This window comes from Streptomyces sp. NPDC055140 (genome assembly GCF_053607285.1).
This window is the reverse complement of record NZ_JBSGTG010000030.1, coordinates 1-23,835: the sequence shown is the minus strand read 5'-3', so window position 1 is coordinate 23,835 and position 23,835 is coordinate 1. Positions and strand designations below refer to the sequence as shown.

Below are 23,835 nucleotides of genomic sequence, written 5' to 3'. Positions count from 1 at the left end.
TCATCGGAGGCCATGGCACTCGGCGGGCTGGCCGAGGTGTTCTTCGGTGTCCGGGCCGAGCAGCAGTCCGGGAGAACATCGCCAGACCGCTCACCTCCGGGGAGGCCGAGGCGGACTGGCGCAGCGAGCCCTCTTCGGACGCCATCCGCGAACGCGCCCGCCCCGAGGGCGTCCGGCAGGCGGCCCGCGAGCGGGAGCGGCGGATCGCCGACCGCACGGCCACCGCCGGGAACGCGAGCGCACCGGGTACGCGAGTACCGTCCGGGAACGGGCAGTTTGCCTACTCACCGGGCATGGCCGGTTCGGAAGGCGCAGCGAGCCGGGGCCTCGGCCATGGCCGAGCGGTCCCTCAACCACGAGATCGAGCAGGTCTCCCGAGCCCTCGCAGAGCACGGCCCGACCCGGCACGACGAGTCGCGCGCGAAGACCCTGCCCGATGACCTCAACAGTCCTGCGGGCCGTCCGCCGGCCACGGCGAAGGACCCGGAAGGCCCCCGAGGACACGAGATGACGGAGGTGACGGGTGATGACCTCACCGGTGTCCGACGGCGTGCTCACGGTCACCGTTTCCAACACGGAGGCCGCAACGCGGGCGCCTACGTATCGCGGCGGCTGAGCCGAGGCCAAGTTCGCGGCGCTCGGGGTGCCGGGGATCGTCGTCGGCGGGCTGGTGGTGTGGCTATGGGGCCGGTTCGACTGGTGGGGCGAGTCCATCGCCCAGGAACGGCTGGGCAGGAGATGGCCGACGGACTGCCCGGAATCGTGCGGGTCACCGCGGTCGCCTCGGCGTTGTTCCTGGTGTGGCGCATGCGGCGAGTGCCCCGCTGAGGGGGCCGGGGTCGTGCCTCCCTGACCGGGGATGCCGCCGCAGGCACAATGGCAGGCATGGCTGCACACTCTCTGACGGTCGGCTTCGACCTCGACATGACGCTGATCGACTCGCGCCCGGGCATCAAGGCCGTCTATCAGGAGCTGTCGGCCAGGACCGGCACCTTCATCGACGCCGACCTTGCGGCGAGCCGGCTGGGGCCCCCGCTGGAGCAGGAGATCCGCCACTGGTTCCCCGAAGAGCGGGTGGCGGAGACCGCCGCTCTCTTCCGCGAGTTGTATCCGCAGTACGCGGTCGCGACGACGCCCGCCCTGCCCGGCGCCCGGGAGGCCATCGACGCGATTCACGCGGCGGGCGGCCGGGCGATCGTGGTGACGGCGAAGTACGAGCCCAACGCCAAGTTGCACCTGGAACATCTCGGCCTCGACGTGGACGCCCTCTTCGGCTCCCTGTGGGCGGAGGGCAAGGCCGAGGCGCTGCGCAAGCACCATGCGCAGGTCTACGTCGGCGACCACATCGGTGACGTCGTCGGGGCGCACACCGCGGGTGCGCTGTCCGTCGCGGTCGCCACCGGCCCGTGCGATGCCACGGAGCTGCGCAACGACGGTGCCGAGGTGGTGCTCGCGGATCTGACGGAGTTTCCGTCCTGGCTGGAGCGCTATGTGGCGGAAGGGGTGGACGGGGGCGACGGCGCCGCCACCTGACGGCGCTGAGCCGTGGCGGAACGGATCACTCCGGCCGCGGTGATCAGAAAACCGAGGCCCATCAGCATGCACACCCAGTAGATGACGGACGGCAGCCGTTCGGGTCCCGAGTGGCGTCGCCGGCCAGGGGCGACCTTGGCACGTCCCACCGGTGCCCGACCGGCAGCGGCACAGGGGGTGCGGACACGGAGAAGGCGCCGCACCCGCAGGTGCAGCGCTGTCGTCTCCGTCAAGGCTCAGCCGTTCAGCTCGCGTCGGTCGACTCCAGCGCCGACTGGGCCCAGCACACCGTAGGCACCCAACAACACGGCGCCGCGGCCTGCCCTTCGGGCTCGAAGCGAAGACCCCAGAAAGACCGCCCCGGTCTGCGATGGCCTTGTGTGTGCCGATAATTGCGTCCGAGCAGGTCACCGCAGTCAGCGTCGATCGCACGGCGCGGCTGGATGGTCACTCGTGCTGCTCTGTCTCACCTACCTGACCACTGCTCACCTCAGTGGTCCGTACCGTCCCCGCGCTACCCGACGTTGAGCGCCGCAGCTGTAAAGGTCCGCCGGGAATCGAAGGCGCACGTACCACGGCGCAGCGAGTTGCCTGACTCCCGCGCTGCCCGCAGTCATGAACTATTCGATTTCTGCAGTGCTTCGGGTGCTGCCAATGTCGTGTCCAGGCGCTGTCGGTTCTGGTTCTAGTGAACAAAGCCAACGCGGGAAAGCCAGGTTCCCGGTGTCTGCGGGGCGGGCCTTGGCCCGGGATGGCCCGGTCGGTCAGCTCGAGCCGTTGGGGTGGAGGACGACCTTGGTCCAGCCGTCGTCACGGGCGTCGAAGTGCTGGTACCCGTTGGGGGCCTGGTCCAGCGGCAGCTCGTGGGAGACGATCCATGAGGGCTTGGCCTTGCCCTGCTCTATCAGGGCGCACAGCTGTCGGTTGTATGCCTTGACATTGGCCTGTCCGGTCCCCATCGACTGGCCCTTGAACCAGTGCAGGCCGTAGTCGAAGGCGACCTCGCCCTCCGCCTTGTACAGCTTGTCCGGGCTCCCCGGGTCGTGCGGCACGAAGACACCCACGACCCCGATCGTCCCGGTGAACTTCACCGAGTGCACCAGGTTGTTGAGCGTCAGGTTCGGGTGCTCGACACCCTGAGGGTCGTGCGCCTGGTAGCCCACGCACTCACACCCACGGTCCGCCCCCAGACCGTTGGTGAGTTCGTTGATCTGGTCGATCGGCGAGGCCTTGGAGTCATCGATGGGAATCGCACCAATCTGCTCTGCGAGCGCGAGCCGGTCCGGGTGACGGTCGACGACCATCACCTGCGCGGCGCTCTTGAGATTTGCCGACAGCGCCGCCATCAGACCGACCGGGCCCGCGCCATAGATGACAACGGTCTCGCCCGGCTGCACGCCGGCCAGCTCCGTGCAGTGCCAGCCGGTCGGGAAGATGTCGGACAGCATCACGTAGTCGGTCTGCTTCTCTCGCGCCTCCTCGGGCAGCACCAGGCAGTTGGAGTCTCCGTACGGAACCCGCAGGAACTCTGCCTGACCGCCGCTATAGGGGCCCATTCCCGCGAAGCCGTATGCGGCACCGGCCATCGTCGGATCCACCGGCGTGGTCAGGCAGAAGGCCGTCAGCCCATTGTCACAGTTGCGGCAGAACCCGCAACTGATGTTGAACGGCAAACAGACTAGGTCCCCCACCCGCACACGGTCCACGCCATCGCCGACCTCGATGACCTCCCCCATGTTCTCGTGGCCCAGGACACGCCCCGTCTCCATGTCCGTGCGCCCCTCATACATATGCAGGTCCGACCCGCAAATGTTGGTGGAAGTGATCTTCACCAGCACATCCGTCGGCCGCTCGATCCTCGCGTCCGGCACATCCTGCACGTTCACCGAACGTGGCCCGTCGTACACCAGAGCCTTCATGGGATTCTCTCCTCCTGTCCGATATTTCGAATATCGATGGAAGGAACAAAATTCACGAATGAATCAACATGCACCGCGTGAAACGCGCACACAGGACGCACGTGGCTGCTAGCGCCAGTACGACACTGGTAGGTTACGCAACATACTCACTCGAAATTGACGCAATACTCACCGGGGAGGAACTCATCGGGGAGCCGCACGACCTCAATGGCCGGGCCGCTGCTTCACGTTGCCTTGTCAGCCGCAGCATTAGGCGCAGCAGGTGAGCCCCGCGGACCATTCACTTCAAGCCTCCCACCGGGACTCTGCATGTCAACTGGAGAATGAGGTTTTCTCAGCGGTGATCACTTCCAGATTCCGTTGAGGACGAAATGAGTTCTCGCCGGGTCTCGCGGCTCGATATGGCCGTGGTCGTCGGCTGGGCCTTGGTCAGGGCTGATGCGTTCTCACGTGGCGAGATCGAGCATGGCGGTGGCGTACTCGGGATGTGACCTGTAGTGATCGATTGCGGCGGAGATGTTGGTCCAGCCGGCTTGCCGCATCAGACCGATGGCCAGGTTGCGCATGGTGGCCATGGCGCGCGGTGCGGTGCCGGTACGTATCCGCGAGGCGTCCTCGCCGTAGGTCACGTCCCTGACATGGTGCAGGGCCTCAACTGACCAGTGGTTCTGGATCAGTTCGGCGAGCTGGGAAGGGTTGGCCTGGTCCGGGGTCAGGCTGGTGATGGCGTAGACAGTCTTCGTCTGGACCTTTCCGGTCTTGCGCTTGGTGCGGCGGCGCTTGATCTCGATGGCCTGGACGGCGCGGGGGAAGAGCAGGCCGGGTTGGACGGTGCAGACCTTCAGGCGGCGGACCTCACGGCGGCCGTGGCCGGTGGCCGTGGTGCGGTTCTGTAGCGGGATCTCGTGCCAGGGCAGCGCCTTGAGTTGCTTGCGGAGCTTTTTCTGGTTGCCCTTGACGACCAGGAGGTAGTGGCCCCGGGCTGCAATGACACGACCAGCGTGGGCGCGCTGGGTGTGCAGGGCATCGGCGGTGACGACGACGCCTCGCAGGTCGATGCGCTCCAGCAGTGGGGCGAAGGCGGGGATCTCGTTGCTCTTCGCCTGGACCTGGCGCTGGGAGATGACGGTCTGCGAGGTATGGAGGGTGGCTGCGAGCAGGTGGACGGCCTTGCCGGTGTCGGTGCGTGAGCCTCGCACGGCTTTGCCGTCGACGGCGAGACCGCGCAGGGTTCGCCGGGTTCGTGAACGGGGTCGGTGGCGTATCGGCCGAGCCAGGCGCCGATGGCGTCGTCCAGGGCGTTGCCGTCCAGGCGGGCCAGTAGCCGCCCCAGGGTGGTGGTGTTCGGCGTGGTGGAGGTGACTCTGAGGCATTCGCGTAGCTCAGGACTGCTGTCGGTGGCGAATCGTGCAATGGCGGTCACCGACTTGGCGCCGCCGAGGACGGCAACGAGGCACAGCGCGAGCAGGGAGCCGATCCGGTAGCGGCGGCCGCGGACCCGGCGTGGATCGGGCACCTCGTCCAGCACCTGGGCCAATGTGCTCAGGTCAGCAGGCAAGCATGGGAGGTCGACGTCCTCGTGGCATGCGAGGACGTCGATCAGGGAAGATGGCACGCGAACGCGACCCCTGTTCATGATCTATGGCTTCGAGAACCTTGATCATCAGAGGTCGCGTCTCGTCATTTCCAGCCGGGCAAACCGACTGACTACCACTATTCCCGGGTGAATCGCTCATCACGCCGACCGAGAACGCATCAGCCCTGGCGTGGAGGATGGTGGAGATCATCCCGGTTAACCGGAGGAGTCTTCTGTGGAGGGTGCCGGGGCAGCAGAGTTGCTACTGGGAGTCATAGTGGTGCTGGGCGCATCCGTGCAGTGGCTCACCGGAATGGGATTCGCGCTGGTCGCTGTACCCGCGCTCATTTTACTACTCGGGCCCACCCAGGGCGTGGTGCTCGCGAATTGTGCGGCCGGCGTCATAAGCATCGCCGGAATTACCACGGGCTGGAGACAGGTGAGGCTCGGCGCAATGATTCCCCTGGTCATCGCGTCCGCGTGCACCGTACCGATGGGCTCCTGGGTGGCGGCCCGACTACCCGAACCCGCGCTGCTGGCTGGCGTCGGCATTCTGGTGACGGCTGCCGTGATATTTGTGATGCGAGGCTTGCGCATATCTGCCCTGAGCGGAACCAAGGGAGCAGTCGCTGCCGGCGCGGTCGGCGGATTCATGAATTCTGCGGCCGGTGTGGGCGGGCCACCGTATTCCTTATATGCGGTGAACGCAGGCTGGCCGGTGCGAGAATTTGTTCCAAATGCGCAATTTTACGGAATTACGGTTAACGTGTTCTCGGTTGCCGCGAACGGGGCGCCGCAGCTGAGCGGTACGGCGTGGACGGTGGCCACGGCCGCCCTGGTAACGGGCGCGCTCATTGGCAGGGCACTCGCGCCGAGGGTTCCTGAGCAGTGGATCCGGCGACTCATCTTCGCCCTGGCGCTTGTCGGCGGCCTTTCCGTCTTGATCAAGGGCCTATGGGGGATGCGATGAGCTCCGTCGCTCGATCTCACCACGTGAGAACGCATCAGCCCTGGGGCCTTGGTCGTCATCGCTGCCGTGTTCGCCCTCTTCTACGGCAGATAGGCGACGTTCTCCGGCGTGGCCTCGTTTTACTGGGCGACATTCGAGACGGCCTCGCGGCTGGGTCCTCTCGTTTGCCAGGGAGTCCTCGGCCTGTCCGGCACACAGTGAGCTCATTCAGCGTTGCCGCTCCAGGGTGAGGACGGCCGCGGCGATTGGCGCCACTGAAATTCGGTCTGCACCGGGCTTTGCGGAAGACCCGCCAGGACTTCAGGCGGGCCACCCCGCTCCACCGGTGCATTGACTCACTCGCCCACTGGACATCCGCCATCTTGAATTCGCTGGTCACGGGGCTGGTGTGTGTGGTGGGTTGTGTACTCGCGCTGGTCGGGGGCGATCGTCTGGCGTCTAGATCGTCTGTCAGCGCGCGATCTCGATGTTGGTCAGTACGAGCAAGGACGCGCAGGAGCGTGGTGGCGTGACGGACGTGCAGGCGGAGCTTTGTGAGGATGCGCAAGTTCTTCAGATGCGCGAAGGCGTGCTCGCAGACCGCGCGGACAGACGCGATCAGCCTATCGATCTGCTTCTTCGCAGGGATGAGTGGCTTGGTGGGCGGCTTTGTAGCCGGTGATGACCACGGGGTTGTCCGGGTCGTCGTCCAGGCCGACGAAGCCGAGGTCACCGATGGCACCCAGCTCGACGGCCCGCAGGCGCTCGACGAGCTTGTTGTAACGGGCGGTGGTGATCTCCGAGGAGCGTCCCGGGCGGGCCGCGGACAGCCACAGTAACCGGCCCTTGTCGTCGGTGAGGGCGAGGAAGAACAGGCCGTGGGCCTTGTGTTTCCCGCTGTAGTTGCGGCGGTTGTCCGCTCCTGTGCGGCGCCGGGTGCGGATCAGAGTGCCGTCGATCAGGACGACGTGGCCACCCGTTCGGATGACTTTCTTCAGCACGCGCTCCAGGCGCTGGGCCCGCGCGGCAAGCAGTTCGATGACCTCCAGGACCCAACGACGCACCGTTGTGGCGGAGATGTGGTTGCCGCCCGCCATGTCGGCAAGCCGCTGGTCATGGCGGAGAACTGCGAGGGCGATCGTGGCGAACTTCCCGGCCGCCAGCTTCCGCCACCGGGAGCGGATCTTCTTCAGATGGCCGCGCAGCAGGTCGCCGAGGAAGCTCAGTGTGGCCGTGGACAGCTGCAGACTGGACTGGTAGACAACCGTCTCAGTGCCCCCGGCGGGGCTGGTTTTCTTTGACATGATCCATCAACTGCCGCCGAGGGCATCGGAGTTACGGCCCGGGCTGCATGCTGTTGCTGGACCACACTCACAGCGTGGTGGTGAACTTCCCGTCGGCCAGCTTGCGCAGCCAGCCCCGCTCGGCCAGTTGGTTCAGCTTCGAGCGCATCGCCTCCGAGCGGGCCGGTTCTTGGACATCCTCAGCTCACCGCAGACCTGCTTGACCATGACCGGCGTATCCGCCCGTCGCACCACGTCCATGATCCGCTGGTAGTCCTCTGGCAGTACCGTCTCGTCGGTGTCCCGCTCGCGCTGCGGCACCAGCAGCACCGCGCGGCCCGCGACCTGGCCGGCACCCCCAGGCGTCGTCCTCGTTTCGGCGCGCAGCCGCTCGGCCAGCCGACGCGCGACCCGCTCGGCGACGGTGAGTTCCTCGAGCTCGTCGCGCACATCTTGAAGCTGCTGGCTCAACTTCTCTGCCTGCAACTCCAGTTCGACCCGGCGGGCCGTGATCAGTCCATGAAGGTCCGGTTCTGCATCCCTGGCCACCTGACGCACCTCCGGCCCGGATCGTACGGACAGGTACCTCGCTCTGGCCGGGGAATCCGTGGATCTCTGATCACCGAAACGGCAGACGATGGGGGAGTTCTGTGCGGCGTTCGCCGGGCTTGATCAGCGGCTGGAAGAGTAGGTATAAGGGAAGGTCAGGCGGTCCTGATCAGGCCGGACGGCGAGTATGACGTCCTGTTGAGACGTAGGCGGGGCGGCCCGGAGCGTCTGCTCCGGGCCGCCCCTCCCGTGCGACGTCAGCGTGCGGCGGGGACGGGGTCGTGGGTTGGTGCGGGCGTCTCCTTCGGATCGGGCTCGGCTGGCACCGCAGAAGGAGCGGGGGCAGGGGTATAGGGAATCTCGCCGCGCAGGACGGCCTTGGCGCGGTCCTCGTCCAGCTCGCCCTCCCAGCGGGCGACGGCCAGGGTGGCGACGCCGTTGCCGACCAGGCTGGTCAGGGCGCGGGCTTCGGACATGAACCGGTCGACGCCGAAGATCAGCGCGAGGGCGGCGACCGGGACGTGTGGGACAGCGCTGAGAGTGGCGGCCAAGGCGATGAAGCCGGAGCCGGTGACGCCTGCGGCGCCCTTGGAGGTAAGGAGCATGACGGCGAGCATGGCCAGCTGCTGGGTCAGGCTGAGGTGGATGCCGAGGGCCTGGGCGAGGAAGACCGAGCCCATGGTCAGGTAGATGGCGGTGCCGTCGAGGTTGAAGGAGTACCCGGCGGGCAGCGTGATGCCGACGACCGGTTTCGAGGCGCCCGCGTGCTGGAGCTTGGCCATCATTCGCGGCAGGACGGGCTCGGTGGAGGAGGTGCCGAGGACGATCAGCAGTTCTTCCTTGATGTAGCGCAGGAAGGGCAGCAGTCGCAGTCCGTTCAGGCGCATCACGGTCCCGAGGACGACCAGGACGAAGAAAAGGGCGGTCAGCCAGAACGAGCCGACCAGCAGGGCCAGGTGGCGCAGGGTGCCCAGGCCGTAGTTGCCGATGGTGAAAGCCATCGAACCGAACGCTCCGATGGGAGCCAGCCGCATGATCCAACGGATGAGCGTGAACAGAATCGTGGAGAACTTCTCGACGCCCCGGGCGATACCCAGACCGGCCTCTCCGCTGGCGTGCAGGCCGAATCCGAACAGCACCGACACCAGCAGCACCGGCAGGATCTCGTTGCCGGTCAGGGCGCTGACCAGGGTGGCCGGGATGGTGGCGAGGAGGAAGGCGGCGAAGCCCTCGTGGGCCGTGGTCGCCTCCGGCGGCAGGCCCTTGGTGGACAGGGTCGAGAGGTCGATGTGCAGACCGCTGCCCGGCTTGACGACGTTGACGACGGCCAGGCCGATCACCATGGCCACGGTGGTCAGCACCTCGAAGTAGACCAGAGCCTTCAGGCTCACGCGGCCGACCGCGCGGGCGTTGCCCATGGAGGCGATGCCGTGGACGACCGTACAGAAGATGATCGGCGCGATGAACATCTTCACCAGCGCGATGAAGCCGTCGCCGAGCGGCTTGAGGTCAGCGCCGAAGGACGGCCACAGCCCGCCCACGGCGGCGCCGAGGAGAACGGCGATCAGGCACTGGACGTAGAGGTGGGACAGCATCCGGCGGATGCGGCCCGGTGGTGCGGTGACGGTACCCGGGGCGGCGTCGTTGCGGCTCATGCGGGGCGTCCTTCCAGGACGGGAACGAGGAGTTCGGCTCGGGCTATACGCCGGGCGGCGCGGTGCAGGAGCACCGTGGGGGACGCGCCGTCCGGTGCGGGGACGGCCTGCGTGGTGATCACGCCGGCGGGGGTGCCCAGGCGCAGCGTGCCGTCGGCGGTCTGCCGGGCGACGCGGTGGGCGAGGGTGCCGGGGGTGGCGGCTGCTGCGGCCAGGGCCACGGCGGAGGTCAGGCCGATCGCCGGGTGCGGAGCGTGCATGGAGACCATGCGCACGGCCAGGTCGTACTCGTCCTGGTTGACGAGTGTGCCCTGTGTGGTGCGATAGGGGGCGGGTCGGGCGACGATGCCCACTTTCGGCACCGCGTGGCTGACCGGATCGCCTTCTTGGGCGAGGCCCATGGCCAGCGCTGCCTGGCGGCGCAGCAGTGTCAGTGCGGGCACCGCGGTGGCGAACGCAGTGAGGGATTCCGTGCCGTCGAGGCCGAACGCCTTGGCCTCGAACAGCGCGGCCGGAGCGCCGGCGTCCACCAGGGATGCCTCGACAAGGCCGTCCGGGCCGGTCAGCTCGTCCAGTGCTCGGCCGGTCGGCAGGGCGCGGCCGGTCGTCGAGCCCGCCGGGTCCTGGAACCCGAGCAGGACCGGAACGCCCGGCGCCGACGTGCCCGGCACCACGGCCGTGCCCTCTTCCGGGGCCTCGCCCGCAGGCGTGGGGATCGTGCCGGTGAGGCGGGCCCCGGTGTTGACGTTGAGCATGCGGACGGTGGTGGTGTCCGAGGTGATCGGCACGAGCTTGTGGTGGACGGCGTACAGGGCCACGGCGGTGGCGCAGTTGCCGCAGTTGCTGGCCCATTCCACGCGCTCGTCGCCGATTCCGACCTGCGCGAAGGCGTACTCGACGTCCACGCCGGCCTGGGGCGACGCCTGTACGACAGCGGCCTTGGAGGTGGTGGAGGAGGCGCCTCCCACGCCGTCGATCTGGCGGGGGTCGGCGGCGTTGAAGGCGGCGAGCAGCAGGACATCGACGTCCACGCCCGTGGCGGCCACGTCGCGGTGGTCGAAGATCCAGCACTTGCTGGTTCCTCCGCGGATCATCTCGCCCTGCAGACGCAGCACAACTGACTCCTCACAGACATAAAAGGGGAAGCCCACCGGCGGTCTCGCCGTGCGTGGTGTCCTCCACGGTGGGTTACGGCAGCGTGAAGTACAATCTCGGAAATCTGCATGGCTATTAAGGTGAAGTGAACGCTGGAGGTGGCGGCATGCTCGACGTCCGGCGGATCCTGCTGTTCACGGAGGTCGCCCGGCGCGGCTCGGTGACCGCGACTGCCCGCGCCCTCAACTACACGCCGTCAGCGGTATCGCAGCAGATCAGCCGCCTGGAAACGGAGGCAGGACAGCCCCTGCTAGAGCGCCACGCCCGGGGCGTCACCGTCACCGACGCCGGACGGGCGCTGGCCGAACGAGGGGAACGGATCGAACGTGAACTGCAGGCCGCGGACAACGAACTCGCCGACTACGCCGGTCTGCGTGCGGGCACCCTGCGTATCGGCACCTTCCCTACCGTCGGCGCCTCGCTCCTCCCGCAGGCCGTGATCGCCTTCCGCAACGCCCACCCCGACGTACGGCTGACCGTCCGTAGCGCCCGCATCGCCGGGCTCTGGACGTTGCTGGAGAACCGGGAGATCGAGATGTCGCTGATGTGGGACTACGACTGGAGCCGAATCGACCGGGAGGACATCGTCGTCACCCCACTCCTCGATGACCCGCCGGCCCTTCTCGTCAGCGACCACCATCCACTCGCCGGCCGCGACGCCGCCTCACTCGCCGACTTCGCGGACGACCCCTGGATCACCCGCGCCGAACATCACCCGGTGGCCGAAGCCCTCGTTCGCGGCTGCCGCGCCGTCGGCTTCGAGCCCCACATCGCCTACGAGGCCCACGACTACCAGGAAGCCCAGGCCATGGTCGCCGCCGGCATCGGCGTCGCCCTCGCCCCCACCCTGGCGCTGGAGGGTATCCGACCCGGCGTCAACGTCCTGCGCCTCCAGCCGCCGGCCCCCATCCGCCGCATCCTCCTGGTTCGCATGGCCGACCACTCGCTCACCCCCGCCGCCCTGACCTTCGCCGGACTCCTCCGCGACGCCGCTGCGGCGAGAACCCTCTGACACCGAACCACGCCCATCGGTCATGGAACCGTCGCGCTCACGCCGCCAATCCAGGCCCTGAGCTTCGGTGTTGGACGTGGGCAACGGGCGACGGCAAGCAACCCTGGCCATACGTTGGGTTCGTAATCCGGAAGGAGCACGGGGTCCGAGGTGGGCGTGGCGAGCGTCGGCTCCGGCGGTGACAAGCCGAGGGCATGGTCGATGTCTTCCACTGCGGGGTGATGGCAGTGGGCGGTTCGCCTGGTCAGCGGATCCGGGGCAGCGCCCCGTTTGGGGGTGCGGCTTTCACGTACTTGACGGCGATCTCGAGGTGGCCCACCTGAAGAACTGGCGCATCCTCACAAAGCTCCGCCTGCACGTCCGTCACCCGACCACGCTCCTGCGCGCCCCGCTCGTACTGACCAACATCGAGATCGCGCGCTGACAGACGATCTAGACGCCAGACAATCGCCCCCGACCAGCGCGAGTACACAACCCACCACACACACCGGCCCCGTGACCAGCGAATTCAAGATGGTAGATCCTCACTTCTGCCAACGGATCTCCGGCGGGGGACACCAGCGGCGCACCGTGTGCTCGTCCTGGGCCCCGACGAGGCGGTTGCCGCCCGCACCCGCGTCGTCGAACTCGGCGGCTCGGCCGCCATAAATCTGTCCCGCACCGTGACCGATGACGTTGTCCTCGCCAGCGGGGAGCGCGACCGCCGCAGGTGCCAAATCGTGGAACTTGGGCTCCCCGTGCGCGACGAACAATCGCGCGCCGACCCAACTGCCAACGCCGGTACCTCAAAGCCCAGGCATACAAGTCGAAGGCCGAGCAGGCGGCCATACACGTCGCTGCACAGAATCCCCATGTGCTTCCGCGTGACGGTGTCATCAATCTGCCCACGCTGCAATGGCATGTCACCCCGGCCTGGGCACAGACCGACATCATCGCCGACTGGGAGGACCTCACCTGGCACAAGTGCCATTCGTGAAGAGTGTCGACGGAGCGGGATGGAGGTGCGGCGATCTATGGGAACCGTACAAACGCCCCTTCGAGTCAGCAAGGCTCCGCGAGGAATCGCGCTTCATGGGGATGAGCGCCTGCGCCCTGCGTTGGGGCACCCGGCCAGGGGCCCTGAAACGGGAGCTCAGATGGCCGGGCGTCGACCGAGACTCTGCACCGGCGGGGACCTGACGTAGCGTCAGGAAAGTCAGCATGCGGTCAGCATAAGTCTGATGAGAGCTGCCCATGGGTGACGAAACCTGCGACTCGCGAACGTGGGGTCACAGTCCCCGAACAGCATTTGCAATCGCAGTGAAGGGAAGCCGGGCGAACCGACTTCGCCGTGCGCCCGGCCCCGCATAGGTCACACCACGAAGAGGCAGTTCAACGTACCCGACCTCGGGGTTTAAGCGGCACAGGCGGCAGCTCGGGCGCAGCCAACGGACCCCCGTCGTACCCCTTCACTTCCCCAAATCTCGACCCGCTCATCCAGTCCTCCCGGGCCTGGGTGATATCGTCCTGCGATCTGCCGATGAAGTTCCACCACATGATCAGCTCCTCGTCGAACGGCTCGCCGCCGAGGAGCAGGAGGGACGCGTCGGACTCGGCGCGCAGGGGGAGTTCGGTGCGGCCGCAGCCCAGGTAGAGCATGGAGCCGGGCAGGACGGGGACGCCGTCGACGTGGGCCTCGCCCGACATGGACAGAACCGCGTACTCGAAGTCCGGCTCGAGAGGGACACTGAGATCCGCGCCGCGCGTGAGGCTGAGGTCCGCTCCGACGATGGGCGTGTACGTCGTGCCGGGCGACGCGGCGCCGTCGAGCTCGCCGAGGATCAGGGTCGCGCTCAGGCCGGGGGCCGTGACCTCGGGCAGGTCGGCGTGGTGCTCGAAGCGCGGGTCCGTGTGACGGTGGCTGTCCGGCAGGGCGACCCACAGCTGCGCGCCGTGCAGAAGGCGGGCGTGCGGGCGCGGGCTCTCCTCGGAGTGGCTGATGGCACGCCCGGACGTCATGAGTCCCAGCTCGCGGGGCCTGATCGTCTGGAGACTGCCCGTGGAGTCGCGGTGCAGGACCTCCCCCTCGTGCAGCCAGCTCACCGTCTGCAGCCCCATGTGAGGGTGGGGCGGCACCTGCATGCCGGGTTCGTCGGCGATGTCGTCGGGCCCGTAGTGATCGACGAAGGCCCAGGCTCCGACCATGCGACGGCCGAGATTCGGAAGCAGCCTGCGGACCTCGGTGGACCCGCCGAGCTTCACGCGCCGGGGGGAGAGGAGTTCACGTACGGGCTCCGCCACGACGAAGCCCCGGCCGCCGCACATGGTCGGCACCGCCTCGCGATCAAGATTGCTCATGGCTCACAACCTAGCCCCGTCAAGGCCGTCCCGTCAGGCACGCGTACGGGTGGACCCGCGCGCTCACCAGGACGGAATATGCGCCGGGTCCGTGCCGTTGAGAGCGGTCGAGGAGGCACCAGTGGTGAACACGACCAACAACTACTACACGCAGGGCACCCCGGCGGAGCGCTGGGAGCGCGCGCGGAAGTTCTTCGACGCCAAGGAGTACACGCTCGCGGCGCAGATCCTCGACGACCTGGTCGCCGAGATCCCCGAGCAGGTGGCGGCGCGGCTGCTGCTGGCCCGCGCGTACTACCACTCGGCCCAGCTGGGCCGCGCCGAGGCCGAGCTGCGCACGGTCGTCGAGCGTGATCCGGTCGAGCACTACGCCCGTCTGATGCTGGGCCGCACTCTGGAGCGCCAGGGCCGTCACGAGGAGGCGGGACCGCATCTGCGGATGGCGGCCGCGTTCGCGGGCGACTTCGGCGACGCCTGAGGCCGCACGGCACGGGACGCCTGAGCCGTACGGCCGGGGACGCCTGAGCCGTACGGCAGGGGCCGGCCGCTGGGCCGGTCGGCCCCGATTCGGCGACGCTTCGGCCACGCCCCCGGCCCCGCTGATCTGCGCCTCCGCTAGCCTGGCGGGACAATGAGCAACCGTTTCGAGACGTCATGGGGCGAGTTCGACCTCGCCCGCTTCCCCGAGGATCCCCGCGACACGCTGCGCGCATGGGATGCCGCGGACGAGTATCTGCTGCGGCATCTCGCCGACAGCGCCGCCGATCTGTCGGGGTCGGTGGTCGTGATCGGCGACCGGTGGGGCGCCCTCACCACGGCCCTGGCCGGGCACTGCGACCGGCCGACCACGATCTCCGACTCGTACCTCGGGCAGCGCGCGACCCGCGCCAACCTCGACCGGGCCGGCTTCGACGAGAACGCGGTACGCCTGCTGACCACCCAGGACACCCCGCCGGAGCGCGTGGACGTGCTGCTCGTACACGTCCCCAAGAGCCTGGCGCTCCTCGAGGACCAGCTGCACCGCATCGCGCCCGGCGTCCACGACGACACCGTGGTGATCGGGACCGGCATGGTCAAGGAGATCCACACCTCGACGCTGAAGCTGTTCGAGCGGATCATCGGCCCGACGCGCACGTCCCTCGCCGAGAAGAAGGCGCGGCTCATCTTCACGACGCCGTACCCGGCGCTCGTGCGGCCGCGGAACCCGTGGCCGCACACATACGCTCTGCCCGACGGGGTCGGCCCCGTGTCGGGCCGGACCGTCACCAACCACGCCGGTGTGTTCTGCGCCGAGCGCCTCGACATCGGCACCCGGTTCCTGCTCCAGCACCTGCCCCGCAGCGAGGGCGCCGAGCGCGTGGTGGACCTGGGCTGCGGCAACGGCGTCGTCGGCACGGCCATGGCGCTGGAGAACCCGCGCGCGGAGATCGTGTTCACGGACGAGTCGTTCCAGGCGGTGGCGTCGGCCGAGGCGACCTACCGGGCGAACATCGATCCCTCTGAACACCCCGAGGCGAGGGCGGAGTTCCTCGTGGGCGACGGTCTCGCGGAGCTGCCCGCGGGCAGTGCGGACCTCGTCCTCAACAATCCGCCGTTCCACTCGCACCAGGCGACGACCGCCGCCACGGCCATGCGCATGTTCTCCGACGCGCGGGACGCGCTGCGTCCGGGCGGTGAGCTGTGGGTCATCGGCAACCGCCACCTCGGCTACCACGTGAAGCTGCGACGCCTGTTCGGCAACAGTGAACTCATCGCCAGCGACCCGAAGTTCGTGGTCCTGCGCGCCGTCAAGAAGGAACGCGAGACGCGTTCGTAGGCGCGCCGCGCGCCACGAGGGGGTGGACGCGTGGGCACACAGCTAGGAGGGGGCTCAACCCGTGACCAGCCGCGTCACCTTGATCTCTGCCGCCACGAGCCGGGCTCTGCGGGAGGCCCGGTTCGACGACGGGTGCTCGCTCGACGCGAGCGCCGCGGCACGTGCGCGGGCGGCGGCCGGTGCTGTTCCCCCGGCCGACCGGCTGTTGGTGTCCCCCACCGTGCGCTGCCGGGAGACGGCGAAGGCCCTCTGCCTTGATGCCGTCGAGACGCCGGAGCTGGCCGGGCTCGACGTGGGCCGTTGGCGGGGCCTGACACTCGACGCGGTGAGCGCCGAGGACCCGGCCGGCATCGCGCTCTGGCTTTCCGACCTCGGCGCCGCGCCGCACGGCGGGGAGTCCGTACGTGCCCTGTGCGAACGGGTCGCGCGCTGGCTGGAGGCATCGGCGGAGTTCGACGGACGGACGCTCGCCGTGGTGGAGCCGGAGGTTGTGCGGGCGATGGCCGTCAAGATCCTCGACGCGCCCGGGTCGGCGTTCTGGCGGCTCGACGTACCGCCCCTGACGGCAACCGATGTCAGCGGACGCTCCGGACGCTGGAACCTTCGGCTCGGGCGAGCGCTGGGCCCGTCGGAGGACGGCGCCGGGGGCTGACCCGTAGTAGCCCGTGACTCCGTCCCTACTGGCTCGACGGTGAGCAGCATTCTTCGCCAACCACCCCCGGTGGACTGCCCGTTGACTCCCGATGGCGAAGGAGCAGTGCCGCGAGAGCACACCGCAGACAGTCGCCGTCCGCCGCTCCCGCGGGTTCGCCCGCCTCGCCGCCCCGACCCTCGCTCGCCCTTCGGTCCGGCAGGCCGTGGCAGCCGTGCGACGGGCAGCCGACCAGTGCCTCGATCTCCCTCAGCACCTCCTCGCTCTCCTTCGCCCGCTGCGCCAGGACGCGTACACGGGCACTCTGACCGCCGATCTGCCGTCTGCTGGCGATCAGTTGCTCGTACTCCTCCAGGCTCAGCGCGACCGCCTCGCGGCCGCCGAGTGTGATGTGGCGCGGTTGGGGGTGTCTGGCCACGCGGGTCTCCGCCCTCGGAAGAAGGCAAGAGGGCCGGCCGGATGGTTCCGGCGGCCCTCTGCGCTTGATCGCCTGCCTGGGTCTTGTGGCGCGGTTCTCTCAGTGGGGTACGGGAGTTGCCTGGCCGGCCGGGGCCGCCTCGGTGCGCGGAGCCAGCTGACGCTGCGCCAACTCGCCGAAGATCAGGCCGAATCCGGTCCACAGAGTGAGCTGGATGGCGAGGGCCGAGGTGCGGAAGCGCCACAGCAGCGCTGCGGGGAAGTCCTTCGGTACCTCGTTGATGGTCGGCAGGAACGCGTACGCGAGCCCGATCGCGAGGACGAAGAACGCGACCGCTGCCACGGTGGCGTACCAGGTGCCCAGGCGGGGATCGAGCCGTTTCCCGACGATCACCGCGGCGACGGCGAGGAGCACGCTGAGCAGCATCATCAGGAAGTACAGCGTCGTGCGCTTGCTGATGGTGCCGGGATCGCCGACGGACGGCGGGTTGGCGGGGTACTTCAGGAACGGCACGACGTACACGGCGAGCAGGGCCGTGCAGGAGAGCAGGAGAGCCGTGGCGCGCGGGGTGAAGCGGCCGACGCGGCCGAGCGCGAAGCAGTACGCGAGGGCGGCTATGCCGCCGAAGGCGACGCCGTAGAGCAGGATGCCGGTGGCGAGGCCGGCGGTGGACTGCAGGCTGCGGCTGACGAGTTCGACCTCGTGGTGGTGCGCGGGTGCGTGGGCCTCCTCGTAGCCGATGGCACTGTCGACGCTGGGTTCGCCGAGGAGGTAGGCGACGACCAGGGCGAGCAGACCGGCACCCAGGCCGGCGAGCATGCCCCGTACGAGGAGGTTTCTCACTGTTGCGGAGTTCATGAGCTTTGCGGCGTCCCTCGTCAGTGGCAGGGGAAGCCGAGCAGGTGGCGGGCGTCGTGCACCCATTCATGAACGCTCTCGCCGGAGACGACGGCGGTGGCGCCCTGTTCGGCGCCGACGAAGTAGAGCAGGACCAGCATCAGGATGCCGAAGAAGGCCGCCCAAGGGGCAATCGCCTTCAGGGGCAGCGCTGCGGGAAGAACGGGGGTGGTGGCTGTCGGCTGAGCGACGGTCTGCGCCATGGCAGGACCTCCTCTGGGAGTTCGCGTCCCATCTCGGTGGTGCACAAGTACGACAGCTGCGGGTCTGACTCGCGAGGTCCCCGCCCGTCCGGGCGAGTGGCTCGTCTCACAGTGGCGCGACCGTGCCGGATTCCCACCGGCTTCCGCGTTGCCGTCGTCAATATCGGTCAGACCGTACCGCGTAAGGGGCGCAGGGCCAAGACCGGGCCATCCGCAGTGATCTTGGTCATGAGGAGGCTGACGTCCTCAGGAACCGTATGTACGGGCGCTCCCCCGGCTCGGCGGCCGGGAAAACGGTCGCGCGCACTCCGTAGACCCGCGCTATGAGCTCTTCGGTGAGTACGTCACAGGGGGCGCCGGCCGTGATCACACGCCCCTGCCGGAGCACGACGAGCTGGTCGCAGTACATCGCGGCCAGGTTGAGGTCGTGCAGGGCGATGACGCTGGTGAGCCGGAGTTCTGCGAGCAGGTCGAGGAGGTCCAACTGGTGCTGGATGTCGAGGTGGTTGGTCGGTTCGTCCAGGAGGAGTTCGCGTGGCCGCTGCGCGAGGGCGCGGGCGATCTGGACGCGCTGGCGCTCACCGCCGGAGAGGGTGTGCCAGTGCCGGTGCGCCCGGTCGGTCAGATCGGTGCGGGCGAGCGCGGAACGTACGGCCTCCTCGTCCTGCGCCGATGGTGGCATCCATGCCCTGCGGTGCGGGATGCGGCCCAGACGTACGACGTCATCGACCGTCAACTCGACCTGCGTGTCGGCCTGTTGCTCGACCACGGCGACGCGGCGCGCGAAGTCCCTGCGGCCGACGGTGCTCAGCGGTGAGCCGTCCAGGGTCACCACTCCGGCCTGAGGGGTGAGGATGCCCGCGAGCAGGCGCAGGAGAGTCGTCTTGCCCGAGCCGTTGGGTCCGATGAGGCCCGTGATGCCTCCGGGCTCGGGGTGCACGCTCACGCCGTCCAGGATGAGGTGTCCGCCGGTTTCGCGGCGGACGCGGTCGGCCCGCAGCCCGTCGTCGGTGGTTGTGCGCATCGTCGGAACGGTCATCGGCGCAGGCTCCGGGTGCGGTACAGGACGAGGACGAAGGCCGGTACGCCGATCAGCGAGGTCACCACGCCGACCGGCACTTCCTGCGGGTCGAGGACGGTGCGGGCGAGCGTGTCCACCCACACGAGGAAGACCGCGCCTGCCAGGGCCGTAACCGGCAGCAGCCGGGCGTGGCCCGGACCGGCCAGGGCCCGCGCCGCATGCGGCAGCACGAGGCCGACGAAGCCGATCGCGCCGGCCGAGCTGACCAGCGCCGCCGTGAGCAGGGCGGTCGTGCACAGCAGGACCAGGCGGGTGCGGGCCACGTTCACGCCGAGCGACGCGGCGGCGTCCTGCCCGAACGCGAACGCGTCGAGCGTACGGGCGTGTGCGACGCAGATCACGAACGCCGCCACGAGCAGCGCCAGGCACATACGGACATCGGTCCAGCCCGCCCCGCTGAGCGAGCCGAGCAGCCAGAACAGGACACCGCGGGTCGTCTCGGCATCCGCCGCGGTCAGGACGACGACGGAGGTGAGTGCGGAGAACAGCTGCATGGCGGCCACCCCGGACAGCACCACACGGTCGGTGGAGCCGCCGAGTGCCTGGCTGAGCGCCAGTACGAGCGCGAAGGACACGACCGCGCCCAGGAAGGCGCCGCCCGAGACCGACAGGGCACCGCCGCCGACGCCGAGTACGACGACCAGGACCGCGCCGGTCGAGGCGCCGGAGGAGACGCCGAGGACGAAGGGGTCAGCGAGCGGGTTGCGCAGCAGCGACTGCATCACGGCGCCGCACACCGCGAGCCCCGCGCCGCACACCGCGGCCAACAGGGTGCGCGGCAGCCGCAGGTTCCACACGATGCCGTCGCGGATGGGGGTCAACTCCGCTTCGCCAAGGCCGAGGTGGGCGGCCACGGCCGACCAGACATCGGTCATCCCGATGTCGGCCGGGCCGATGGTGATGGCCAGGGCCACGGAGGCGAGGAGCACCGCGAAGCCCGCCGGCCAGGCGAGCACACCGCACACCGCATGAAGCCGCCTCCCGATGGCCGGGGACGGCGTCGCTTCCACGCTCATCCGGCGAGGCCGAACGCCCGCAGTTTCGTGGCGACTTGCTCCACGCCTTCCACGGTACGGATGGTCGGGTTCATGGCCTGCCCGCTGAGCAGCACATACCGCTTCTTCTTCACCGCGGTCATGTTCTTGGTCACGGCGTTGGACTCAAGGAACTCGATCTTCTTGGCGGCGGATTCGGCGGTCTGCGAGCGGCGCGTGAGATCGCCGATGACGAGGACGTCCGGGTCCCGGTCGGCGACCGTTTCCCAGTTGATCTGGGGCCATTCGTCGCGGGTGTCGTCGAAGACGTTCTTCGCCCCCACCTCTCGGGTGATGACGCCGGGAGCTCCGCAACAGCCCGCCATGTAGGGGGAGTCGGAGTTGGCGAACCAGTACAGGAGGGTCGTCCGGGAGGCGTCGATGCCGCCGGTGGCCTTCTTCACCCGGGCCTTGAGCGCGGAGACGAGCCGTTCGCCCCGCTCCCGCACATCGAAGACCGCGGCGAGGTCGCGGACTTCGCCGTAGACGCTCTGCATGCCGAGGGTCATGGTGCGGGCGCCGTCGCCGCCGCCGCTGCTGTCCTTGCCGACGCAGTCGGAGGGCGAGAGGTACGCCGGTACGCCCAGTTTCCCGAACTGGTCGCGTGGCGCCACTCCGCCCTTGCTCAGCGTGGCGCCGAACGAGGCGGCGACGAAGTCGGGTTCGACGTCCAGGACCTTCTCGAAGGACGGATAGCGGTCGGCGAGCCGCTCGACCTTCGCGTTCTCCTTCTCAAGTCCCTTCATCACAGGGTCCGTCCAGGTCCCCGTGCCAGCCATGCGGTCGCCGAGGCCGAGGGCGAGCATGATCTCGGTCGAGCCCTGATCGAGAGAGACGGCACGCTCGGGCGCCGCTTTCACCTCGACCCGCGTACCGCAGTTGTCGAGTACGACCGGATAGCCGGCGGCGCTCTCCCGGGCTGCGGGTGTGCGGGCGGATCCGCCGCTGCCGCAGGCGGCCAGGATGAGTATCCCGGCGAGACAGAGCGCGGCACTGGGCATGAGGCGAACGGAGCCACGGGGTGTGGCGGAGTACGCGAAGGGCACGGGGATTTCCTCGATGTCGAGGGCTCATGCGCGGAGCCCGGTCGCACGGTCTCCCTCGCCGCCCCGACCGGGGCCCACGAAGGCTGCCAGCAGGTCTTCGGACTCGGGATCCTGCGGACGGGGCGCCTTCCCGGACCGCGTGTGGTCCAGTGGCCGATGCCCCGCCCGTCACCCTCACCGCTGCGCGTCAGCTCCGGATTCGCACCGGATTCCCTGACACATACCTGTCCAAGCTCCCGCAATACGGGGCGGACGGGCATGAGTTCGACTGGCCTTGGAAAGCTACCACGGCACCCGAAATCAGACCGCGGCCCCTTCTCGCACGCTGTCCGCAGTGGGGGCGGGCTCGCGCCGGACCGCCGCGCGTGCCCGGCGTCGACGAGGCGGCGGCCCTGCTGCGCAAGGGACTTGAGGCGATCCCCGCCGGCGGCTGTGGGTCAACCCCGACTGCGGGCCGGAGACCCGTGGTCGGCGCGAGACCCGCGCCTTCCTGGAGAACCTGGTCGCGGCGGCCCGTACGGTCCGCGGGGAACTCTCCGCGCCCTGACCGCGGGGTGAGACTGTCCGGGCGGGGGGCATCGTGTCTCGCCCGGACAGCCACGCACAAAGGGACATCCCTCAGCCACGGTACGTCTCCAGCAGCCTCAGCCACACCTCGCTCACCGTCGGATACGACGGGACCACGTGCCACAGGCGGTCGATCGGAACCTCGCCCGCGACGGCGACCGTCGCCGAGTGGACGAGTTCGCCGATGCCCGGACCGACGAAGGTGACGCCCAGGAGGATCTCGCGGTCGAGGTCGACGATCATGCGGGCGCGGCCGCGGTAGCCGTCGCCGTACAGGCCGGCGCCCGCCACCGAGGCGATGTCGTAGTCGACGGCGCGGACGCGGTGGCCCGCCGCCTCGGCCTCCGCGAGGGTGAGCCCCGCCGAGCCCGCCTCGGGGTCGGTGAAGACGACCTGCGGGACGGCGGAGTGGTCGGCGGTCGCCGCGTGGGCGCCCCAGCGGTCCGTCTCCAGGAGCGGGACGCCCTGGGCGCGGGCGGCGATGGCCGCGCCCGCGATACGGGCCTGGTACTTGCCCTGGTGGGTGAGGAGCGCGCGATGGTTCACGTCCCCGACCGCGTACAGCCAGGTGCTGCCCTCGACGCGGAGGCTGTCGTCGACGGGGAGCCACGAGCCGGGTTCGAGGCCGACGGTCTCCAGGCCGATGTCGTCCGTGCGGGGCGCTCGGCCCGTGGCGAAGAGGATCTCGTCGGACTCCAGGGTCGAACCGTCGTCCAGAGTGGTGGCGACGGTGCCGCCCGCCCGGGTGACCCCTTTCACGGAGACGCCGGTCCGTACCTCCGCGCCCGCCTCGACGAGGGCCTGCATGACCAGCTCACCGGCGAAGGGTTCCATCCGGGGCAGCAGCCCCGATCCCCGTACGAGAATCGTGACCTGCGAGCCGAGGGCCTGCCAGGCCGTGGCCATCTCCGCGGCGACGACTCCGCCGCCCACGACGACGAGGCGGCCCGGCACCTTCTGCGCGCTGGTGGCCTCGCGGCTCGTCCACGGCTCGACGTCGGCCAGGCCGGGGAGGTCGGGGAGCGCGGCGCGCGTGCCCGTGCAGACCGCGACGGCGTGGCGGGCGGTGAGGACGTGCTCCGTGCCGTCGGGTCCGGTGACGGTGACCCTGCGGGGGCCCGCGAGGCGGCCCTTGCCCCGGTAGAGGTCGGCGCCGATGGCCTCCAGCCAGCTGACCTGGCCGTCGTCCTTCCAGTGTGAGGTGTACTCATCACGGCGAGCGAGGACGGCGGGCGCGTCCAGAGGACCCTGCACGGACTCCCGCAGGCCCGGCAGGCGCCTCGCGTCGGCCTGGGCGATGACGGGGCGCAGCAGGGCCTTGCTCGGCATGCACGCCCAGTAGGAGCACTCGCCCCCGACCAGTTCGCTCTCCACCACCGCGGTACTGAGGCCCGCCGCGCGTGCCCGGTCCGCGACGTTCTCCCCGACCGGCCCGGCGCCCAGAACCACCACGTCGTATGTGTTCTCATCCGTCATGGGCACCAGTGTGGTCGCAGGTGTGCGCCAGGGCCACACGGGTACGTGCGCGGAATACGTCCGTTACAGGGACTGTTGTGAACAGCGGCTTCAGCACCGCAACCAGGAAGCAGGAAGAGGGCACATCATGAGCAGCACCACCGTGGAGCTCACCAAGGAGAACTTCGACCAGACGGTCACGGACAACGGGTTCGTGCTGATCGATTTCTGGGCGTCGTGGTGCGGGCCGTGCAAGCAGTTCGCGCCCGTCTACGAGAAGGCTGCGGAAGCCAACCCGGACCTGGTCTTCGGGAAGATCGACACGGAGGCCCAGCCGGAGCTCGCGTCGGCGTTCGGTATCCAGTCGATCCCGACGCTGATGATCGTCCGTGACCAGGTCGCCGTGTTCGCCCAGCCCGGGGCGCTTCCGCAGGAGGCCCTGGACGACGTGATCGGCCAGGCCAGGAAGCTGGACATGGACGACGTGCGCAAGTCGATCGCCGAACAGCAGGCCAAGGCGGGCGAGGACGGCGCGGGCAGCGCGCAGGCCTGACGACATCCCCATACCGACGGCAGCCGGGGGCGGGCGGTAGGGCGGGGCCCGCGCCCGGGTGTCGGGAAAGATGGGCGCGGGGGGTGACGGGAGGCGCCCCCCCCCCGGCCCCCCGGCCCGCCCCCGGGCCCGGGGCGCGCGAGGC

The 23,835-nt window shown here is 69.1% G+C and carries 23 protein-coding genes, 2 pseudogenes and 1 riboswitch; of the genes and pseudogenes, 9 read left to right on the top strand and 16 right to left on the bottom strand.

Annotation, left to right across the window (positions count from 1 at the left end):
* Window positions 1–885: 885 nt before the first annotated feature.
* On the top strand, window positions 886–1,533 hold the full coding sequence (locus tag ACWFR4_RS38435; RefSeq protein ID WP_453656383.1) for an HAD family hydrolase: 648 nt from the start codon (window positions 886–888) through the stop codon (window positions 1,531–1,533).
* A 764-nt stretch (window positions 1,534–2,297) separates the two neighbouring features.
* Here the strand turns inward: ACWFR4_RS38435 and ACWFR4_RS38430 are convergent.
* From ACWFR4_RS38430 to ACWFR4_RS38420, 3 genes and pseudogenes are all read right to left on the bottom strand, one after another.
* Window positions 2,298–3,452 (bottom strand): glutathione-independent formaldehyde dehydrogenase, encoded by a 1,155-nt coding sequence (locus tag ACWFR4_RS38430; RefSeq protein WP_372563945.1) that lies wholly within the window; start codon window positions 3,450–3,452, stop codon window positions 2,298–2,300.
* A gap of 446 nt (window positions 3,453–3,898) precedes the next feature.
* Window positions 3,899–4,651 (bottom strand): ISAs1 family transposase, encoded by a 753-nt coding sequence (locus ACWFR4_RS38425; protein WP_453656382.1) that lies wholly within the window; start codon window positions 4,649–4,651, stop codon window positions 3,899–3,901.
* A 131-nt stretch (window positions 4,652–4,782) separates the two neighbouring features.
* Window positions 4,783–5,088: pseudogene (locus ACWFR4_RS38420) on the bottom strand (transposase family protein); the annotation flags it as partial.
* Between the two features lie 217 nt (window positions 5,089–5,305).
* Here ACWFR4_RS38420 and ACWFR4_RS38415 point away from each other — a divergent pair.
* Complete coding sequence (locus ACWFR4_RS38415; protein ID WP_453656381.1) at window positions 5,306–5,998, top strand: sulfite exporter TauE/SafE family protein; 693 nt, start codon at window positions 5,306–5,308, stop codon at window positions 5,996–5,998.
* A gap of 602 nt (window positions 5,999–6,600) precedes the next feature.
* On the opposite strand, the gene ACWFR4_RS38410 is transcribed toward ACWFR4_RS38415, so the two are convergent.
* The 4 genes from ACWFR4_RS38410 to ACWFR4_RS38395 form a co-directional block, all read right to left on the bottom strand.
* Window positions 6,601–7,281 (bottom strand): transposase family protein, encoded by a 681-nt coding sequence (locus ACWFR4_RS38410; RefSeq protein WP_453468171.1) that lies wholly within the window; start codon window positions 7,279–7,281, stop codon window positions 6,601–6,603.
* A 132-nt stretch (window positions 7,282–7,413) separates the two neighbouring features.
* On the bottom strand, window positions 7,414–7,818 hold the full coding sequence (locus ACWFR4_RS38405; RefSeq protein ID WP_453656380.1) for a hypothetical protein: 405 nt from the start codon (window positions 7,816–7,818) through the stop codon (window positions 7,414–7,416).
* Window positions 7,819–8,066: 248 nt separating this feature from the next.
* Window positions 8,067–9,464 (bottom strand): C4-dicarboxylate transporter DctA, encoded by a 1,398-nt coding sequence (gene dctA / locus ACWFR4_RS38400; RefSeq protein WP_382640459.1) that lies wholly within the window; start codon window positions 9,462–9,464, stop codon window positions 8,067–8,069.
* A complete protein-coding gene (locus tag ACWFR4_RS38395) occupies window positions 9,461–10,579 on the bottom strand; it encodes a PrpF domain-containing protein (RefSeq protein WP_453467148.1) in 1,119 nt (372 codons plus the stop codon). The genes dctA and ACWFR4_RS38395 overlap by 4 nt, the downstream gene beginning before the upstream one ends.
* Before the next feature lie 146 nt (window positions 10,580–10,725).
* Between ACWFR4_RS38395 and ACWFR4_RS38390 the strand changes: the two genes are divergently transcribed.
* On the top strand, window positions 10,726–11,631 hold the full coding sequence (locus ACWFR4_RS38390; protein WP_453467146.1) for a LysR substrate-binding domain-containing protein: 906 nt from the start codon (window positions 10,726–10,728) through the stop codon (window positions 11,629–11,631).
* A gap of 524 nt (window positions 11,632–12,155) precedes the next feature.
* Here the strand turns inward: ACWFR4_RS38390 and ACWFR4_RS38385 are convergent.
* Window positions 12,156–12,347 carry a hypothetical protein gene (locus ACWFR4_RS38385; protein WP_382628001.1) on the bottom strand — a complete coding sequence of 64 codons (192 nt, stop codon included), beginning with the start codon at window positions 12,345–12,347 and terminating at the stop codon, window positions 12,156–12,158.
* A gap of 137 nt (window positions 12,348–12,484) precedes the next feature.
* Between ACWFR4_RS38385 and ACWFR4_RS38380 the strand changes: the two genes are divergently transcribed.
* Window positions 12,485–12,607, top strand: a complete 123-nt coding sequence (locus tag ACWFR4_RS38380) for a hypothetical protein (RefSeq protein ID WP_382627998.1) — start codon at window positions 12,485–12,487, stop codon at window positions 12,605–12,607.
* Between the two features lie 395 nt (window positions 12,608–13,002).
* Here the strand turns inward: ACWFR4_RS38380 and ACWFR4_RS38375 are convergent, their stop codons facing one another.
* A complete protein-coding gene (locus ACWFR4_RS38375) occupies window positions 13,003–13,968 on the bottom strand; it encodes a pirin family protein (protein ID WP_453467142.1) in 966 nt (321 codons plus the stop codon).
* 121 nt (window positions 13,969–14,089) lie between these two features.
* On the opposite strand from ACWFR4_RS38375, the gene ACWFR4_RS38370 reads away from it, so the two are divergent.
* From ACWFR4_RS38370 to ACWFR4_RS38360, 3 genes are all read left to right on the top strand, one after another.
* Window positions 14,090–14,446: a tetratricopeptide repeat protein gene (locus tag ACWFR4_RS38370; protein ID WP_453656379.1), complete on the top strand. Its 357-nt coding sequence runs from the start codon at window positions 14,090–14,092 to the stop codon at window positions 14,444–14,446.
* Between the two features lie 153 nt (window positions 14,447–14,599).
* Window positions 14,600–15,784 carry a methyltransferase gene (locus ACWFR4_RS38365; RefSeq protein WP_453467139.1) on the top strand — a complete coding sequence of 395 codons (1,185 nt, stop codon included), beginning with the start codon at window positions 14,600–14,602 and terminating at the stop codon, window positions 15,782–15,784.
* A 61-nt stretch (window positions 15,785–15,845) separates the two neighbouring features.
* On the top strand, window positions 15,846–16,436 hold the full coding sequence (locus ACWFR4_RS38360; RefSeq protein ID WP_453656378.1) for a histidine phosphatase family protein: 591 nt from the start codon (window positions 15,846–15,848) through the stop codon (window positions 16,434–16,436).
* 25 nt (window positions 16,437–16,461) lie between these two features.
* On the opposite strand, the gene ACWFR4_RS38355 is transcribed toward ACWFR4_RS38360, so the two are convergent.
* The 6 genes from ACWFR4_RS38355 to ACWFR4_RS38330 form a co-directional block, all read right to left on the bottom strand.
* Window positions 16,462–16,854 carry a hypothetical protein gene (locus ACWFR4_RS38355; RefSeq protein WP_453467135.1) on the bottom strand — a complete coding sequence of 131 codons (393 nt, stop codon included), beginning with the start codon at window positions 16,852–16,854 and terminating at the stop codon, window positions 16,462–16,464.
* A 99-nt stretch (window positions 16,855–16,953) separates the two neighbouring features.
* Complete coding sequence (locus tag ACWFR4_RS38350; RefSeq protein ID WP_453656377.1) at window positions 16,954–17,712, bottom strand: CbtA family protein; 759 nt, start codon at window positions 17,710–17,712, stop codon at window positions 16,954–16,956.
* A 20-nt stretch (window positions 17,713–17,732) separates the two neighbouring features.
* Entirely contained in the window at window positions 17,733–17,954 is a 222-nt protein-coding gene (locus tag ACWFR4_RS38345) for a CbtB domain-containing protein (protein WP_266677960.1), read from the bottom strand.
* A 226-nt stretch (window positions 17,955–18,180) separates the two neighbouring features.
* Window positions 18,181–18,978: an ABC transporter ATP-binding protein gene (locus tag ACWFR4_RS38340; RefSeq protein ID WP_453656376.1), complete on the bottom strand. Its 798-nt coding sequence runs from the start codon at window positions 18,976–18,978 to the stop codon at window positions 18,181–18,183.
* An 11-nt stretch (window positions 18,979–18,989) separates the two neighbouring features.
* A complete protein-coding gene (locus tag ACWFR4_RS38335; RefSeq protein ID WP_453467130.1) occupies window positions 18,990–20,051 on the bottom strand; it encodes a FecCD family ABC transporter permease in 1,062 nt (353 codons plus the stop codon).
* A complete protein-coding gene (locus tag ACWFR4_RS38330; RefSeq protein WP_453467128.1) occupies window positions 20,048–21,070 on the bottom strand; it encodes an ABC transporter substrate-binding protein in 1,023 nt (340 codons plus the stop codon). The genes ACWFR4_RS38335 and ACWFR4_RS38330 overlap by 4 nt, the downstream gene beginning before the upstream one ends.
* Before the next feature lie 116 nt (window positions 21,071–21,186).
* Window positions 21,187–21,384: riboswitch (cobalamin riboswitch) on the bottom strand.
* 90 nt (window positions 21,385–21,474) lie between these two features.
* Here ACWFR4_RS38330 and ACWFR4_RS38325 point away from each other — a divergent pair.
* Window positions 21,475–21,662 (top strand): annotated as a pseudogene (locus tag ACWFR4_RS38325) (hypothetical protein); the annotation flags it as partial.
* Between the two features lie 71 nt (window positions 21,663–21,733).
* Here ACWFR4_RS38325 and ACWFR4_RS38320 read toward each other — a convergent pair.
* Window positions 21,734–23,158, bottom strand: coding sequence for a dihydrolipoyl dehydrogenase family protein (locus ACWFR4_RS38320; protein ID WP_453467126.1), 1,425 nt, complete (start codon window positions 23,156–23,158; stop codon window positions 21,734–21,736).
* A 127-nt stretch (window positions 23,159–23,285) separates the two neighbouring features.
* Here ACWFR4_RS38320 and trxA point away from each other — a divergent pair, with 127 nt between their 5' ends.
* Complete coding sequence (gene trxA, locus ACWFR4_RS38315; protein ID WP_453467124.1) at window positions 23,286–23,690, top strand: thioredoxin; 405 nt, start codon at window positions 23,286–23,288, stop codon at window positions 23,688–23,690.
* Window positions 23,691–23,835 lie beyond the last annotated feature (145 nt).